7 protein-coding genes are annotated in these 17,812 nt (G+C 56.3%); 6 read left to right on the top strand and 1 reads right to left on the bottom strand.

Features of this window, described 5'->3' with window-relative positions; all coding sequences use genetic code 11:
- Positions 1-14: 14 nt before the first annotated feature.
- Together E5201_RS12020 and E5201_RS12015 are read left to right on the top strand one after the other, a co-directional pair.
- Positions 15-2,765: a TonB-dependent receptor gene (locus E5201_RS12020; protein WP_140986337.1), complete on the top strand. Its 2,751-nt coding sequence runs from the start codon at positions 15-17 to the stop codon at positions 2,763-2,765.
- A 341-nt stretch (positions 2,766-3,106) separates the two neighbouring features.
- Positions 3,107-6,496, top strand: coding sequence for a DUF4450 domain-containing protein (locus E5201_RS12015; RefSeq protein ID WP_140986336.1), 3,390 nt, complete (start codon positions 3,107-3,109; stop codon positions 6,494-6,496).
- Between the two features lie 75 nt (positions 6,497-6,571).
- On the opposite strand, the gene E5201_RS12010 is transcribed toward E5201_RS12015, so the two are convergent.
- Positions 6,572-8,872, bottom strand: a complete 2,301-nt coding sequence (locus E5201_RS12010) for a hypothetical protein (protein ID WP_246050670.1) — start codon at positions 8,870-8,872, stop codon at positions 6,572-6,574.
- A gap of 400 nt (positions 8,873-9,272) precedes the next feature.
- On the opposite strand from E5201_RS12010, the gene pelA reads away from it, so the two are divergent.
- The 4 genes from pelA to E5201_RS11990 all read left to right on the top strand — a co-directional run bounded on the left by pelA (position 9,273) and on the right by E5201_RS11990 (position 17,803).
- A complete protein-coding gene (pelA, locus tag E5201_RS12005) occupies positions 9,273-10,586 on the top strand; it encodes a pectate lyase (RefSeq protein ID WP_140986335.1) in 1,314 nt (437 codons plus the stop codon).
- A gap of 141 nt (positions 10,587-10,727) precedes the next feature.
- The gene (locus tag E5201_RS12000) at positions 10,728-14,030 is read left to right on the top strand and encodes a TonB-dependent receptor (protein WP_246050668.1); all 3,303 of its coding nucleotides are present in this window, start codon (positions 10,728-10,730) and stop codon (positions 14,028-14,030) included.
- 129 nt (positions 14,031-14,159) lie between these two features.
- Positions 14,160-16,418 carry a glycoside hydrolase family 88 protein gene (locus E5201_RS11995; protein ID WP_140986334.1) on the top strand — a complete coding sequence of 753 codons (2,259 nt, stop codon included), beginning with the start codon at positions 14,160-14,162 and terminating at the stop codon, positions 16,416-16,418.
- 11 nt (positions 16,419-16,429) lie between these two features.
- Positions 16,430-17,803 carry an oligogalacturonate lyase family protein gene (locus E5201_RS11990; protein ID WP_140986333.1) on the top strand — a complete coding sequence of 458 codons (1,374 nt, stop codon included), beginning with the start codon at positions 16,430-16,432 and terminating at the stop codon, positions 17,801-17,803.
- The last annotated feature ends 9 nt before the right edge of the window (positions 17,804-17,812 follow it).

The raw sequence follows: 17,812 nt of genomic DNA, 5'->3' as shown, positions 1-17,812 counted from the left end.
TTTGGGGACAGAAAATGAAAAAGCATATTCTTTGCACAACCGCGCTGGTCGTCGTGGCGACCGCCTTACCTGTGTTTGCCAATGCGCAGACGGCCACGGAGGCTGATGCCGCTGATGAGGTTCAGACCATCGTCGTCACCGGCAGCTATCGTCGCAGCCTTGAGAAGGCTGTTGATATCAAGCGCAAAACCATTGGCTTTTCTGACTCCATCGTCGCCACCGATGTGGTGGATTTTCCCGAACAAAACCTTGCCGAGGCGCTTCAGCGTATTCCGGGCGTAACCATTGAACGCAGCAAGGGCTTAGGCAACCGCGTCATGGTGCGCGGCCTGCCGAGCGAATTTACCCATGTGTCGATCAATGATCTGGCCACAGCCTCCGGCAGCGGCGGGCGCGACGTTGAATTTGACATGTTTGCTTCAGAAATCATTCAGCAGGTGACGGTACAGAAATCACCCACCGCCGCCGATGAAGAAGGCGGCATCGCCGGTTCCGTAGACATCACGACCGCCCGTCCGTTCGACTATTCCGGCCGTAAGCTGGTGGCCACGGTCGAAGGTGCGCACAATTCCATTTCCGAAGAGATTGATCCGCGCTTTTCGTTTCTGGCCAGCAACACCTGGGGTGACTGGGGCGCGCTTGTCTCTTTCTCGAAAACCCAGCGCACCAACCGCACAGATTCCAATTCCGGCATCAATTTCCGCCCGTCCTTCCGCTTCCTTGAGGCTTCCGGCGTTCGCGGCACACAGGCCGCAGAGGTTCTTGAACGCGACGCCGGTGTGACGGTCACCAACCTCAGGGATCGTGAACAGACAGGCCGCATCATCTTTCAGGACAAGGTCGGCGACCGCGCCTATCTGAACGATCAGGACAAATGGGGCGCCACGCTTTCCCTGCAATATCGCCCGTCTTCGCGTTTTAATCTGGCCTTTGACGCCATGGTCGGCGGCTATGACGCCACAGAAGACGAATATGACGCCGCCGCCTATTCCGCCTCAAGCCGCAGCACCTTTGAAACCATTCATGAATATGACGATGTGACCCTCGCCGATTACGGCATGGTCATCCTGCGCGACGTTTCCTATACGGCGACCCAACATGAATTTCTGAGCAAGGAACGTATCAATAAAACCGACTATGCTCAGTTTGGCACCGAGCTGAACTGGCGCGGCGAGGACTGGAAGCTAAGGGCATTGGCCGGTTTCTCAGGCGCTGAAAAAACCGTGGATTACGCTAACCTGAAGCATGTGGCCTATGCCCCGTCACGCACCCGCTGGACAAGCCGTGGCGGAGAGACCATCAAGAGCGATAATCCCGCCTCAATCGACATGTATAATGCACCGGCAAGCTACCTGTTCGAAGCCTATGAAACCACGCTTGAAAAGGTCACGGATGACAAATTCGCCGCTCAGGCCGACTATACACGCTATTTCAGCTTCAGCGCCTTTCCGGCCCTGCAATCGGTACAGTTAGGTGCTCGCTTCACTGACAAGACCAAGGAACGTCAGTATGGCACCCTGAATATTCAGGGCCCCGGCGCAGGTAACGCGTCATGGGTTAATACGCGCACCCTGGCCGATAGCGAACTGACCTCACTCAGCGATCTGGTACCGGGCGGTGCCTACAGCGCCCGCAATCTCGACTGGCAGCAGGTATCCAATGACTATGCCCGCCGCACCTTCCGCTATGCCGGTTTCCGCACCCCCTTTGATGACGGCCAGTATTACGAAGTCTCCGAAGAGGTCTTAAGCCTCTATGCCATGGCTGATTTAGGCTTCACTCTTGCCCATATACCGGTAAACGTGAATGCCGGTGCGCGCTATATCGATACGACCGTCACCTCATCGGGTTTCCACCAGATTCAGAACGTCGACGGCACAACCGGCTATACCGACGCGCCGGTGTCGATGGAGGGCCAGTATGACAAGCTTCTGCCGAGCCTGAACTTTACGGCAGAACTGATGCCGGATCTGATCTTACGTGGCGCCGCTTCCGAAACCCTGATGCGTCCGGCCCTGACAGACCTCGCCTATAAGCGCACCGCAAGCTGGAGCTCGTTCCGCTTTACGGATGGCAACCCGAACCTGAAACCGACCCTTGCCACCCAGTGGGAACTCGGTATCGAAAAATACCTGCTCGAAGGCGGTTTGCTGGCCGCTTCCTATTTCTGGAAAGAAATCGAAGGCGTGGTGCGTAACGCCCTGACCGGTACGGTGCCTGACGCGACAAAATATAATGCCAACGGCACCATTGACGGCGTCTATGACTTTGACGTCTACCAGCCGGTCAATGCCGATGGTGCCTATGAAGTCAGCGGGATCGAGCTGGTAGCAGTGGTGCCCTTCAGCCTTCTCAGCGAACGCCTCAGGGGCTTCGGTATCAATGCCAACTATACCAAACTCGACAGCTCGCTGACCGGTGAATCCGATCTAGGCATCCCGACGCCACCGATCGGGCTGGCTGACAATACCTATAACGTCACCCTTTATTACGAAGACGCGCGCTTTGATGCCCGAGTCTCCTATAATTATAAGGACAAATATGTCGAAAACATCGGGTATGAAATGTATCCGATCTGGCGTGACGGCTATGGCCAGCTAGATGTATCGCTGTCCTATCGCTTCACACCGAAGATTCAGGTCAGCCTGAAAGGCATCAACATCACCGACGAAGCCACAACCGGCTACACCATGGATCCGGCTTTCCCGACCATGTATGAGCTGTCGGGCCGTCGCATCAGCCTGGGCCTTCGCGCCGAATTCTAAACACAGTCTGTGAGGGGGCGGCGTCACCCTCCCCTCACAAACCTGTTTAGGCACAGATGTGATGCAGAATCCGTACCAATAAATGGAACTTAGTCCCTATATAAGGGTTGCGCATTTCAATAGCCTTTAATATATTCCCTGCACCTTGACTGAATTTTCATCTGCATTTCTTTACTCTCCGTGGGAAAATGCACGATTCACCCCTTCTTGAAAAAGGAGGGGTATTTTTTTCCTTAGTAAAAGAGATTGTTACAGGTGAGCGGATTAGGACTTGCCCCGCACATATCGTCTCTATAATTTATTGGCATTAAATAAATATAAGACAGAGGAAAATGCCAACCATGTCCCGCCATAGATGCGCCACCGCTATAATCTGGGCCCTTTTGCTGACACCGATATCTTTGTCAGTTTCGGCCCAAACCGTACCCGCCAATAACCAGAGCACAACAAAGCCTTCGGCGACACGCGGCCTTTATCCCAATCTCGAAGGACAGCTCTCTACCCCTCTGCGCTATCAGGCGGACGGTGAGGATTTTGTCATTCGTAATGGTGCCGAATATTTCAATCGGGCGCTTTATGGCGGTAATACAGGCTTTCGCGTCGATGCCGGTGATAAGCCTGAATTTTCCCTCTATCTGCCCGGACGTGGCGGCAATCTGAGATTGGGCCTAAAGACCGCTAAGGGCGTGAAGTGGCTGAACCATGCCGACAACATCACCGCCCGTTATCGTCCGGGCGAAATGCTTTATACGGTTCAGGACCCTTTGATCGGGGCAGGCGGACGCATCGAACTTGAGGTTCTGGCGTTGCACGACACCGAAGGCCTCATGCTGCGCGCCACAGGGCATGGCCTGCCTGCGGGAGCGGAACTTATTGTCGCTTACGGCGGCGGTAACGGCGTGCGCGGGGCGCGTGACGGCGATATCGGCACTGAAAAAGTACCGATCAGCGAATATTTTCAGTTCAAACCCGAATTTGCAACGGACACCACCTATACTCTGACGCAGACCGGTTTCGTCGCCGACGGCAAGGCGGCAGGCCTGACCGGTCAGGCATCAAACGATGTGAAATGGCAGTTGGCCGATGCCCGTTTTTGGGACAATGCCGCAGACCTTCTGGCCTCATCAGGCGATGCTCCCATTAAGGTCGTCACAGGCACCCTGAAGCTCAGCTCCAGCCCCGTCTATATTGGCATCGAAGTCACCCGCAGGGGCGCCTTGCGCGAATTGGGCGACTATAGCGATGTTCGCGCCTCCGGTACGGCCCTAACCGAATCTGACGCCAATAATGCGGGGCCGTCAACACCCGCCCCCGCCGCCATGTCCGCACGCTTTGACGCCACTCGCAAACATTTCACCGCACTGCGCCAACGGGTACGGGTAGAAACGCCCGACGTCTATCTCAATGCCGCCGTAGGCGCGCTGAATGTCGCCGCCGATGGCGTGTGGGATGAAAACAGTCAGGGCGCAGGCATTACGCACGGGGCCATTGCCTGGCGTACACGGCTGGTCGGCTGGCGCGGGCCTTACGCGCTTGATGCGCTTGGCTGGCATGATCGGGCACGGCGCAACTTTAATCTCTGGACGGTGAAGCAGAATACGCAACCCATACCCGACACCCTGCCGCCGCCCGCCGAAGCCACCCATCTGGCGCGCAATCCGGATGCCCTGCATTCCAACGGCGACCTGACCAATGCCCACTATGATATGAATGTCGGCTTCTTTGATGCCATGTTCCGTCACATATTGTGGACCGGCGATCTCGACTATGTGCGCGAAGTCTGGCCAGTCATTGAGCGCCACATGGCGTGGGAAAAACGCCTGTTCCGCCGCGAATACGGCGCCGAAAAACTGCCCCTGTACGAAGGTTACGCAGCCATCTGGGCCAGCGACGAAATTCAGTATAACGGCGGGGGCGCAGCCTATACCTCGGCCTATAACCTCTATCATAACCGCATGGTCGCGCGTCTGGCGAAACTGATCGGCAAGGACCCGACCCCTTACGAACAGGAAGCCGACCTGATCGCCAAGGGTATGCGTGCCAACCTGTGGATGCCTGAGCGCGGGGCCTTTGGTGAATTCCGCGACCTTATGGGCAATCAGCTTCTGCACCCGAGCTATGGCCTGTGGAGCTTCTACCATACGGTCGATTCCGGCGTGCCTGATGCGTTCGAAGCCGCCCGCATGGCCGCCGATATAGACAACAGCTTCCGCAAGGTGCCGATCACCGGCGAAGGCGTACCGGACGACCGCCCCTATCATATGTTGCCGACAACGGACTGGATGCCCTATCACTGGTCAACCAATAATATGGTCATGGGTGAAAACCTGCACACGGCTCTGGCTCTGTGGCAGGCCGGACGCCCCGATACCGCCTATGACATTACACGCGGCAGCATATTGGGCAGCTTCTTCATGGGCATCGCGCCGGGTAACGTCGGCAGCCTGAACTATCTGGATGTCTATCGCCGTGAGTCCCAGCGCGACTTTGCCGACGGTATCGGCGTCATGTCGCGCACCATTGTCGAGGGCCTGTTCGGCATTCAACCCGACGCGCTCAACCGCACCCTGACGATTTCACCGGGCTTTCCGTCTGAGTGGGATCACGCTCGCCTGACCCATCCCAATCTGAGCCTGAGCTATGAAAGCAAAGGCCAGACCGACCACTGGCGCATCAGTCAAACCGGCAAGGCGTTCGATCAGCTCGTGCTGGACATTCCCGCCCGCACCGACAAGGTCAGCGCTGTGCGCGTTAATGGCCGCTCCGTTAAATGGACAGCCCTTCAGTCCGTCGGCACCCCCAAGCTGCGGATCGAAAGCCCACTGCCCGCTTCGGCCAATATCGAAGTCACGTGGGCCGGCCAAACCATCACCGAGGCCCGCAGCCAGACCAAACCGGCGACCCAACCGCAATTCAGCGAAAACCGACAAGGGGATTTTTCGTGGTTCACCCTGAATCACACGACGAACCCGCCTCAGGCCTGCCCGATGAGAACGCCCGACTGGGCACGCGCAGGCAACATCATATCGGCTGAGACCGTCGACATCAGCGCCGCCTTTAATGATAAGGTGACGACACTTTACGAGATGGGCAAGTACCGCTCACCACGCTCGCCCTTCGTATCCATGGCCCTGCCCGCGCAAGGTATTGGTGGCTGGGCCGGTAATGTGAACGATATGTTCCACGTCAAGGATGACGCTCTGCGCGCCGCCGGTGGCGAAGTCACTACTCTCAACGGTCTGAAATTCCGCACCCCTGCGGGCGATCAGCCGAACGTCATGTTCACCTCACAGTGGGACAATTACCCGAGCGCCGCTGAAGTGCCATTAACCGGTAAGGCCAGTCGCGCCTACCTGATGATGGCAGGCTCGACCAACCAAATGCAAAGCCGCCTGATTAATGGCGAAGTCATCGTCACCTATACGGACGGCACGACCTCAAAGCTTGAGCTGCGCAACCCCGATAACTGGTGGCCGGTTGAGCGTGACTTCTTCATCGACGACTATCAGTTCCGCCTGTGTGGTGAAGTTCCCGTACGCTTCGACATGCAAACCGGTAAGATATTTGTCCCGCAAACCAAGGGCTATGCCGATCGTGAAAAGCTGGAAGGGGGTTCTGCCAACCTGCTTTATCTTGATCTTGACCCCTCCAGAACTCTGAAATCGCTTTCAGTGCACTCTGTGGCCAATGATGTGGTCATCGGTCTTATGGGCGTAAGTCTTGTAAGATAGGCTCTGTATAATCCCAAAGAAAAAAGCCGCCTGATCATCGGATCAGGCGGCTTTTTTCTGTGCTGGCACCCTGCTTTAAAACAGTGGCTTGATGCCTTCGGCACGCACTTTCCAGCCCGACTTCGGGAAGCCCGGCGCGTGACCCGAACTGCCGTCCCAGCCCCCCGCCATCAAACCAACCGCAAGCAACAGGCCACCGTTAGACGGGAAGTAGGTCTCTGCCGCCCGCTGATAACCCGGCCCATCCGGCCCTGCATCCGAAGACGCGCCGGGCCCTGCACCGGTCGCTGCCGGCACAAAAGCCGCCGCATGGGCATCAAGGTGTACACGCGGCGTCATGCCGCTCAGACCGAACTGGTTGTTTTTCGCCGGGAAGAACAGCCAGTCAATCGCCTCATCCCCCGCCTCCAGACGCGCCGCCGTCATGGCAATCATCGGATAATCCCAGCCCCATGTCTGACGCAGATCCCAGTCACGCTTCATGCGATCAAGCGTATTGCGCATGACGGCCTTGTCGATATCGCGTCCCGGCAACCAGCCAAGCGCCATCAGGAAAGACGGGTGGTCACGGTTCTGACAGCCTTCGGCCGCATGGGTGCGGCATACGTCACCTGCCGCCTTATCCCAGAAATCGGTCTGGGATTCGGTCGGCAGATAAAGCCCGTCCTTCTGCGCGGGCTTCGGCCACTTGGCCAGCAAGGCATCCCAATCCGCCCGCCGACCATGGCCCTGACGCTCACGCCAGCTTTGCGCCGTCTCAATGCCCCAGCGATAATATGAAGCTTCAAACAGCGGGTTATAGGTTGCAAACGGATCGAAGTTTTCCTGGACCGGAATGACAGGTGGCCCGAGGCGTAGCTGGCCCGACGCCGCATCCTTCTGCATAAAGGACGCCAGTAAGGCGGCACTTTCGGCCACCAGTTCCCCGTAGATATTGATCAGGCGCGCCCGCTCAGACACCGTGTCAGCCGCACGGTACAACAGTTCCGACATATAGATCGGGTGCGGCTGTTGCCACATGATGAAGGGTGACACCTTGCTGGGGCTATCGACGCCGTCCGGCCCGATCATCTTCGGCCACCAGGCCCCCTTAAGGCCCTGTTCTTCGGCACGCGCCTTCGCCTTGGGCAGGAAACCAACATACCAGCCGAGACTGCGCTCCAGCAGTTGCGGCCGCCCCCACAGGGCAAAATGCGCCGCGTGCCAGGGGTGCATCTCAAGGTGCGACTTGCCATTCCAGCTATTGGAAAACAGGCCCTCTTCCTGAGGCGGGAATACGCCCGAAGCATTGATGGCCATCAGATATTGCGACAGGATGACCCTTCGTTCCAGCTCAATAGCACGCGGGTCGGTTGAGCCAGAAAAATCAACCATGCCACCGTTTAACCAGTAATCAGCCCAGTGCTTTGCAACACTGGCCCGCGCCACCGCTGCTGAAGGCAAGGCCGCACCGGCTTCAGATGAGAATTGCGTCATTACCGTTAGACGCTTCTGGCCCTTATGGCCCACATGGTAGGTGTGCGGCGCCGTATTTTCAATCGTGGCCTGACCGGCTCCAATCGCCGCATAATAAACCGTATCATCTATCTGACGCTTCAGGCGCACCTCGCCCGAACGGCGCGATACTTCGGCCGTGCTGTGCGCGTCAGGATTACTCCAGTCTGCCGGATCGGGATTAACCGATTTCGCTACGCCCGGAAAACGGACAACAACCCCCAACCGACCTTGAGCGACCAGAGCCGATACGACTTCAGCCATGATCGTATCCTGATCAGGCAGAACCCGCGTCACAACCGTTACCGCCTCACCGTCATAGACAAACCGGCTGGTCAGGGTGCCGCTCCACAGATCAAGCGTCTGGGCGGTATCTTTGATATCTTCAAACCGCACGGGCTTTCCGGCCCGATCCCTCAGATCAAGCGATACACGCCCCAACGAAAAGCGGTGCGGATTTTCCCGGATATAGGCAATGGCCGGATTGGTAGCGGCTTCATCCCAGCTCTTTATATAGCCATAGCGCCGCATCACACCATTGACCTCAATCGGCACCTGCGTATCGCGAACACCAAAACCCTGCGGATTAGGGAAGCTGTGCCAGGCCCATTGCGCTTCGGTCAAAAGCGGCGACATGGCGCTATAGGGATCGGTAAAGGTCTGAAGGCCGGTAATATCCGTCGTAAACCCGATATTGCCATTACCAAGCATAAGCGGGCTTGAGGGATCGACCGCACGCAATGACGGATTATGACGCTGCACAAGGGCTTTGCGATCAATAGAGGTTGCCGCGCGTGCTGACGGCAAACCAGCGGAAAAAGCAATGCCCGCCGCTGTGGCGCTAAACATAAGGTGACGTCGGGATATAAAGCGCGCGCGCATAAAAACCTTCCTGTGATTTTTCCTGTAGCAGAACGGTTTTATGACAGGGCTGTCATAAACAACGTCCCCATAATTGATACGATATTTTGCCATGAAAGGCACGACGTGACGTCGGCAGAGCAAAATTACGGGCATTTATTGTTGCCATATGTCTAGTTTCAAGCCGGAACCGATGCAACGCCAAAGGTCGTAAAAATGATTCCAATCCCGCATAAGTCAGCAAAAATAATCATTCTCATCTCAAAATCGCGGCAAAAATTTCACTGAGAATAACCGCATTTTCTGCATTTTACTTGTGAAAACTATTTTAAAAATTACGTCGGAAATGAGCATTTTCGTTTACAGCCCGTCACACTTAAAGTATCCATTTTGAAACAAGAATATAAATAACGGGACGGAAATGCTGGTATTATATAAGGCGGGACTTGCGTCCCTGACCGCGCTTATGATGGCGTCTTCTGCCATGTCAGCGGTCATTGGTGTCAACGAGCCTGCCCCCGAAGTCAGCTTTGAACGCTTAAACCTTCTGCCCGCCTCTGAGCGCGCGGCATGGGAAGTTTACCTGCGTCGCTCACAACAACAGGAGCAATTTGATCGCGCCACGCTGGCCGCTGAATTGCCCGCCGGTCAGGCCGCGCCACCGCCGCCCGTGGCCGGCAGCCCGAAAATGCCGCTCAATCGGGAAAGCGCATGGTATGCCACGCCTGAGGCCCGCGCCATTGCCGACACCATCGTGAGCTTTCAGACCCCAACCGGTGGCTGGAGCAAAAACCAGGATCGTACCGGCCCGGCGCGTCTGCCCGGTCAGCGCTATGCCAATAATGCCGAGACCATGGAGGTCGGCAAGGGCAGCTTTGATGAGCCGCGCGACCGCTACTGGACCTTTGTCGGCTCCATGGACAACGGCGCAACCACAACCGAAATGCGCTTCCTTGGGCGTGTTCAGGCGCATTTGCCGGGCCCTCAGGGTGACAAATATCGCCAAAGCATCGCCAAAGGTGTCGATTATCTCCTGCTGGCGCAATATCCCAATGGGGGCTGGCCGCAAAACTATCCGCTTGAGGGCGGCTTTCATGACGGCGTAACCTTCAATGACAATGTCGTCGCCGAAGCGGCCATGATCCTCAGCGACGTTGCCGAAGGCCATCCCGATTTTGCCTTCATTGCCGATGACGTACGTCAAAAAGCCCGTCAGGCCAGCGAACGTGCGGTTACGGTTATCCTGAAGTCTCAGGTGATCGTTGACGGCAAAAAGACCGTCTGGCCGCAACAGGTTGACGCCCTGACCCTGCAACCGATTTCAGCGCGTAACTATGAGATGCGCTCACTGGCCAGCGCCGAAAGCACCGATGTGCTTTTATACCTGATGCGCTTTCCTGATCCGTCACCTGAGATCAGGGCGGCGGTTCATGCCGGTGTGGCATGGCTGAAATCCAAGGCCATTTATGACGTTGCCTTCACCAAGGTCAGTGACGAGGAAGGCCGCAAGCTGATCTCTCAGCCGGGCGCAGGCCCCCTGTGGTCGCGCAATTACGACCTTAAGACCGGCCTGCCGATCTTTGGCGACTGGAGCAAGAACATCCACGACGATGTCAATGAGATCTCGAAGGGCCGTCGCAACGGCTATTCCTGGTACAACACCCATCCGCAAAAGGCCCTCGACGCCTATGAACGCTGGGTGATCCAAAACCCCGGACAGCACCCCGGGGATTAATCGGGAGCGAAGTAAGCATATTGGCCTGATTTAAAAAACAGGCCGTGAAAGTTCCGGCGGGTATGGAGACAAATGGGCCCGCCGACGGAGCAACTAAAGAACACCGCCATTACGGCGGTAAAAAAGAGGGATGAAACAACCATGAAAAAAGCCTTGGGCAACACAATGAGATTAAAGCTGGGGGCGTCACTGATTGCGCTTACGGCTGCCACCGGTGTCATGACCATCGGCGGCACCGCTTCGGCCCAGACACAGGATGCCGCCGCAAGCGACGTTCAGGAAGTCGTCGTCGTCGGCGCCCGCCGCGCCGAACAGTCGGCCATCCAGCGCAAAAAACGCGCCGCCACCCATTCAGACTCCATCGTCGCCGATGACGTCGGCCAGTTCCCCGATAAGAACGCGGGTGAGGCCATCGCCCGTATCGCAGGTGTAGCGCTGGATATCAGTGATGCCGGCGATCAGGGCGGGTTTACCATCCGTGGTCAGTCCGCTGACCTCATCCGCGTCGAAGTCGATGGCATGACCATGCTGCCAACCGACAGTCAGGGCGGGCGCTCTGCCACCGGTCTTGGGGATATGTCCTCTGACCTGATCAAGAGCGTCGATGTCATCAAAGGCCAGACCGCCGATATGACGCCGGGCGGCGTCGGAGGTACGGTTCGCATTGAACAACGTAGCGGCCTTGATTTTGCCAAACCGCTCTACAAATTCAACTTGCAGTACCAAAAGAATACGCTTGATGGCAACTGGTCGCCACGCGTTAACCTGATTGCAACGCGTAAAATTTTCGATGATCGCGTAGGTCTGTTGTTTAACATGACCTATGATGACCAGCGCACCACGACAGACTTTAACAGTGTGTCCGATAAACAGGCCGGTTATCTGCCGATTGGCGATCTTGATAATTCTCCGGAAAAAAGTTTCACAACACCTTATGACCCGATTGCGGCTGCCATCACTAACAAGGCCGACTGCGCCACTCTTTCAACAAGTGGCATTAACAGTCGCCTGAATTGTTATGCACAATGGGAAGACTTTGTGCCGTCCCTGCCACGCATCCGCCGCGAAGCGCGTCAGGATAAACGCATTTCATTTCAGGCCCGTGCCGACTGGCGCATCAATGAAAACATTACAGCCTTCATTTCTTACAACCCCAATATTCGTGAGCAGGACCTGAAAGCCTTTAACCTGTCGTTCGCGCGTCCTACGGGTGAAACCAATGCGGCAGGTCAACTCACTAAGTCCAACATCCAGAATGTCAAAGTAACTGACAATCACTACGTGACTGAATACGAAATGGTGCAGCGGGCTGGTGGCCCATTGGGCTATATAAGCTCACTTAATTTCGACACACAGACACGCCGCATCATTCGCCGCACGGAACAGCACTACACACAAACCGGTGCAGATTTCAAATACGGCCAATGGCTTGCCAAGGCCCGCATTCAGTATGGCTACGCCAGCAGTGAACGTGAAGATAACGCCTTCAAATTTCTGGCTCCGATCCCCTCAGCCATATTCAGAGTCATTCCCGAAAGTGGTCTTTGGACGTTTGAACTCCCCTCCGGGACGGACGTGTCCAGTGCTGCCGCCTATTTCCCCGTGGCCGACACCAATGCCGCCAATCTCGGTCGCAGCGTAAGATCAGACGTATTTGAATTTACGCCCTACGCCGAAGAAAACAGCGAATGGAACTATCAGCTTGACGTCACCCGTCATTTTGACAATTTCGGTCCGCTCAAAAGTATCAAATTCGGTGCGCAACGCCGTGACCGCGATAATCAGACCTGGCGTCAGGATGGTTTTGAGATTTTACCCGGCGTGACACTCGCCAATGCACAGAAACAGGATCGGCTTTACTGGTGCGACCCCTCCACTGCACCAGATTCCAATCCCTGTACATTTGGCACCAGTCCGACAGGTGAAACAGACCTTCGTCGCACCCTGTGGAACAAGCACGTTATCACTAAGTCGCAGTACGAAGAGCTTATCAACAACAGTATGATTGACCTGCCCGGCGCTTCCTATTTTAACGGAATGCCGGATCGGGGTGATCTGCTGTCTTCATGGAAAACAATCGATTTTGATCGTTTTTACGACACCCTCAGCCAGTATGCTGATCTGAGCGATCATAATATCGACTGTCTGTATAAATGCGTGGCTTCAGACGGCAAGGTATATACACGTCCCACCTATTCGACCAATGAAGTCACTGATTCTGCCTATTTCATGGCCGATTTAGAAACAAGACTGTTTGGCATGCCTGTCATGGCCAACCTTGGGGTACGCTATCAGAAAATCCAGGTTAATGCAGCACCTTCGATTATTTTCAATGACCGCACCTTTGACCCCACCAACCCCGACAGGGGTAAGGTCGTAGACTCGGCCTTTGTTTCTCGTCGCGTAACCCAGATAGAACGTACATCGGAAGACATATTGCCTAGCTTCAACCTCGCCGTATGGCCCATTGAAGACACACTGGCTGTACGTTATTCCATTGCCAAGCAGCGTGCACGCCCGAGCATGACCCAGCTTACCGGTAACAGCGCGGTAAACTGCTATTACGCTGATCCCTCCGTAAGACAGCAAATCGCAGACTGGGAAGCGGCTAACCCTGACCCCGATCCTGATAACGACAACGATATGGCTGACCGCTTCACAAACAGTTGCTCAGGTAACATCGGCAACCCGGAACTTAAAGGCTATGGCGCAACCACTCAGAATTTGTCTGTCGAATGGTACCCTAACCGCGACACGCAACTCAGCATTGCCACCTATTCTATCGACGTCAAATCAGGTACACCTGACACCGACAGTGACCCTACCTACCTCATTGAAGGCAGAGAATATTCTGTCAGAACCTACATTAATGGCCCCAGCGGCCTGAAACAAACCGGGTTAGAAATTGCGGGTCGTACAGCCTTTACCTTCCTGCCAAGCTACCTGAAATATACCGGTGCCGGTTTCAACTATTCGACAACCGAATCCAACGAACAAAATACCGACTTCGATCCATTCACTGGCAAGGCACTGCCTCCGAAAAAGCAGTCCAGCTACTACTATAACATCAACTTCTGGTATGACGATGGTCGTGTAAATGCCCGTGTCGCCTATCAGGAACGTGATTTCTACTACGACCGTTCTGATTTCTCGGCCAGCATTAACCGCGTCCCGAAAACCGCCACCCCGAATGGGGCTGCAGACGCCTACTTCAAGGTCGGCACACCGGTTTATAAGAACGGTTCGAAATCCCTTGACGCCCGTGTGTCATACAAGGTCAATCAAAACCTTCAATTGTTCGGGGAAGGTAAAAATCTTCTCGATGATACGGTGACCCGTTACGCACCTGACGATCTGCGTAACATCGGTGAAGGCATTCCCTATGTCTTTGACACCTTCTACCAAGGACGTCGTTACTACTTCGGGATCATTGCCTCCTTCTGATCCTGAACTGTTTGTGTAAACCTTAAGTCCGGCCTTACCTGCGTAAGGCCGGACATTTATCTCAATCCCCACGCCTCCCGTAACACGGCTATCTGTGTTCAGGAGCCAGCCTAAGGAAAACATCCCCTCATGCCCCTGACCATCAAGACTTTTCGACAAGCCCTGATCTCATTTGCCTCTGCGGGTGTTCTCTTAAGCGCGGCTCCGGCGATTGCCGCTGATGCCCCGCAAACCACGCCGATTGCCGGTATCGAAGCCGTCTGGCTTCAGACACCAACCCGTCCGGCCATTAATTTTTCGCCGACCAAACGCCCCTCTCAGGCCGAAGTCCTGCCGGTGCTTGAATATGTCACCGCGTCTCAGATTGCCGACATGAGCCGCCGCCCGATTCAGCTTTCGACCGGCAGCAATCTGTCGGAAATCTCGTCTAACTGGGTCGCCGCGACCTTCTACATTGGTGCCGCCCGTCTGGCGCGCGTCAGCGACAATAAAGAAACCCTGCGCTTCCTGACCGCTACCGCTGAGCATTACAACTATGCCTTCCGTGGGGCACGTGCCGAGCGCCTGCTACTCAATGCCGACGATCTGGCCATAGGTGACCTCTATCAGGAGCTTTACGCCCGGCGTGGGCAGCAAGGCGTGCTGATGCCCCTGCAACAGCGCCTTGATTTCATGATTCCGCACCTCAACCGCCCACAGGATACCGACACCCTGATATGGTGGTGGTGTGATGCGCTCTATATGGCGCCGCCGGTTCTGGCGCGTCAGTCGGCCCTGACCGGTGACCTGAAATATATCCGCGCCATGGACAAGGAATGGCGCCGCACCGCCGAACGCCTGTGGGTGCCCGAAGAGCGCCTGTTCCTGCGTGATGAGCGCTTCAAAACGGGTCACAGAGGCCCGAACGGTGAACCCATCTACTGGGCGCGGGGCAATGGCTGGGTCATGGGCGGTCTGGCCCGCGTACTGGAATCCATGCCGGCTGATTTCGAAGGCCGCGACTATTACACCACGCAGTTCACACAGATGGCGTCACGCGTTCTTGAACTGCAACAGGCAGATGGCCTGTGGCGCGCCGATCTCAATGCGCCAGAGCATTACCCCGAAGCCGAAACCTCAGGCTCGGCCTTCTTTGTCTATGCACTCGCCTGGGGCATCAATCACGGCCTGCTGGATCGCGCCACCTATGAACCGGCGGTCCTCAAAGGCTGGGCGGCACTCAACCGCCATGTTCTGCCAAACGGCCTGATCGGCGCGGCGCAAAAAACCGGCGACCAGCCGGTCAATACGCGCCCCGATGAGGTCGGCCCCTATGCCACCGGTGCCTATCTGGTGGCGGGCCTCGAAGTCATTGACCTGAATAAGCCCACACAGACCCTGCCCGAAGCCCTGCCTGCGCGTGACAGTGAGGCGACTATCTTCGCCACTACGCCACAGCCCATCGCGCCGGTTACGGTCATCAGCGAAGAAGAAAAGGCCCGCCGCGCCAAGGAAATGCAGGCCACCCGTGCGCTGGCCTATGACCCGGCCACCCTCAACCGTCCTTCGGCCGTTGAGCAACTGACACCGCCAGCGACAGCCGATCAGAAACCCCGTGCCGTAGCCCGCTTTGCGCCCGACCGTCTCGATGACCTGTTGTGGGAAAACGACCGCATCGCCCACCGCATCTATGGCCCTGCCCTAGAGGCGCGCGAAGCCCCCTCAGGTTCCGGCATCGACGTCTGGGCCAAGCGCGTGCGCTGGCCATTCATGGATCGTCAGCTCAAATTCCCCAACTATCACGTCGATCGTGGCGAAGGCCTTGATTATTACGATGTCGGTCGCGGTCGCGGCACCGGCGGCTTAGGTATCTGGTATGAAAACAAGTTGTGGACCTCACGCAACTATTCGACCTACGAAATCCTGAAAACCGGCGGCGACGAAGCCCGCTTCAAGGTCGATTACCGCCCCTGGCCGGTGGATGTGGTGCGCAAGGTCTGGGAAACCCGCACCTTCTCCCTGCCGCTCGGCACCAATTTTACGCGCATGGAATCGCACCTTCAGTCCGATACCTCTGAGCCGCTGATCGTGGCCGTTGGTATTTCCAAACGCCGTAACGCCAATGGTGCAGGCTTTGTGACCCGCGACGCCAGGGCAGGCACCTTAAGCTTCTGGGAACCGGCGCATGAGGCCTATGGCAGCCACGGCATAACCATCGCCGCAGATCCCGCTATGGTCGAAGGCTTTGCCGAGGATGCCGATAACTATCTGATCCTGTTGCGCGTCACGCCGGGCAAGCCCTTTGTCTATTATATGGGCGCAGGCTGGGACGGTGGCCTTGATTTCAAATCGCGTGCCGACTGGGACGCCTATGTCGCTCGCCAGACCTTTAACTTCACCCCTCAGTAAGGAGTAGCACCATGACAACCGGAACACGCCGTTCGGCACTCAAAGGACTTGGAGGGGGAATTTTCGGGGCCGCTTCGATTTTAGGGTTATCAGGCACCTCGCAGGCCCAGACCGTGGCGCCTGCGGCAACCCCGCTCTCAGGCGTTATTCCAAAGGACTGGATAGACCCCAAAACCGGTCACCGCATTATCCGCATTACCGAAGAAGCCGGTTCGCTCGGCATGTACTTCTATCGCAATGTCTACACGCCCGAAGGCGATGTAATGGTCATTCGCTCCTCGACCGGCATTCAGTCGGTACGCCTCAGCGACTGGAAGGTGACGCGACTGGTGGAACAGGCCGGTGCCGATCTGATGTTCACCGCCCGTAAATCACGTGAGGCCTTTTATTCGGTTACCGACGCCGGCGAAGGTGAACCGGCGGATCGTCCGAAAACTATCTATGCCGTCAATATCGATACCAAAAAAACCCGTCAGGTCGCCCGTATCCCTGCCGGTAATATCAGCGCCTTAAACGCCGATGACACGCTTCTGCTCGGCACGGTCGCCTATGGTGCCAAGGCCATACAACAACGCAGTAATGACCCGACCCAGTTCGGCAGCGACAACTATGCGGCGGTCGGGCCGGACGGCAAGCCGCTCAATTTCGCTAAGGCCAAGGGCGTGCGCATGTTGGAACGCTGGGCAGCACGTGTGCCTGCGGAACTGTTCACCATCGATATCAAAACCGGCGAGCGCAAGGTTATTTACTCGACCGAGGACTGGATCGGTCACGCCCAGTTTTCGCCTACTGATCCACATCAGATCCGCTTCTGCATGGAAGGCCCTTGGCACCGCGTCGATCGTATCAAGCTGATCCGTGCCGACGGCTCGGATCTGAAAAGCGTGCACACCCGCACCCAGAATATGGAAATCTGGGGCCACGAATTTTTCAGTCATGACGGCAAATGGCTGTGGTTCGATCTGCAAACTCCGCGCGGGCAGGTCTTCTGGGTCGCCGGTCTCGAACTGGCCACCGGCAAGCGTGTCTGGAAACGCGTCGAACAGAACGACTGGGGTGTGCATTTCAACGTCGCCCATGATGGCGCGACCTTCGCCAGTGACGGCGGCGATTTTGACATGGTGGCCCATGCGCCGGACGGTAAATGGATTTCACTCCTTCATGCCGAAACCATCGTTGATGCCGACCTTGAATCCTACGACGACAGCCTGATCACAGTTGAAAAATTCAAGGCGACCCGTCTGGTTGATCTGTCTGCCCATGATTATCGTCTTGAGCCAAACCTCAGGTTCACACCGGACGATAAGTGGATTGTCTTTTCGTCGAACATGCATGGCGTCAACCACGTCTATGCTGTCGAAGTTGCCCCTAGCCGCAAAGTCTGATCCGGTTCC

The organism is Asticcacaulis tiandongensis, from assembly GCF_006475605.1.
Classification (GTDB): domain Bacteria; phylum Pseudomonadota; class Alphaproteobacteria; order Caulobacterales; family Caulobacteraceae; genus Asticcacaulis; species Asticcacaulis tiandongensis.
The sequence above is the reverse complement of the archived record's forward strand: the minus strand, read 5'-3'. Positions and strand labels throughout refer to the sequence as shown.

Bases quoted from the DNA above. Each gene is read 5' to 3' on its own strand.
- E5201_RS11995 (WP_140986334.1), top strand. From the start codon at position 14,160: ATGCCCCTGACCATCAAGACTTTTCGACAAGCCCTGATCTCATTTGCC.
- E5201_RS12010 (WP_246050670.1), bottom strand. From the start codon at position 8,872: ATGCGCGCGCGCTTTATATCCCGACGTCACCTTATGTTTAGCGCCACA.
- E5201_RS12020 (WP_140986337.1), top strand. From the start codon at position 15: ATGAAAAAGCATATTCTTTGCACAACCGCGCTGGTCGTCGTGGCGACC.
- pelA (WP_140986335.1), top strand. From the start codon at position 9,273: ATGCTGGTATTATATAAGGCGGGACTTGCGTCCCTGACCGCGCTTATG.
- E5201_RS11990 (WP_140986333.1), top strand. From the start codon at position 16,430: ATGACAACCGGAACACGCCGTTCGGCACTCAAAGGACTTGGAGGGGGA.
- E5201_RS12015 (WP_140986336.1), top strand. From the start codon at position 3,107: ATGTCCCGCCATAGATGCGCCACCGCTATAATCTGGGCCCTTTTGCTG.
- E5201_RS12000 (WP_246050668.1), top strand. From the start codon at position 10,728: ATGAAAAAAGCCTTGGGCAACACAATGAGATTAAAGCTGGGGGCGTCA.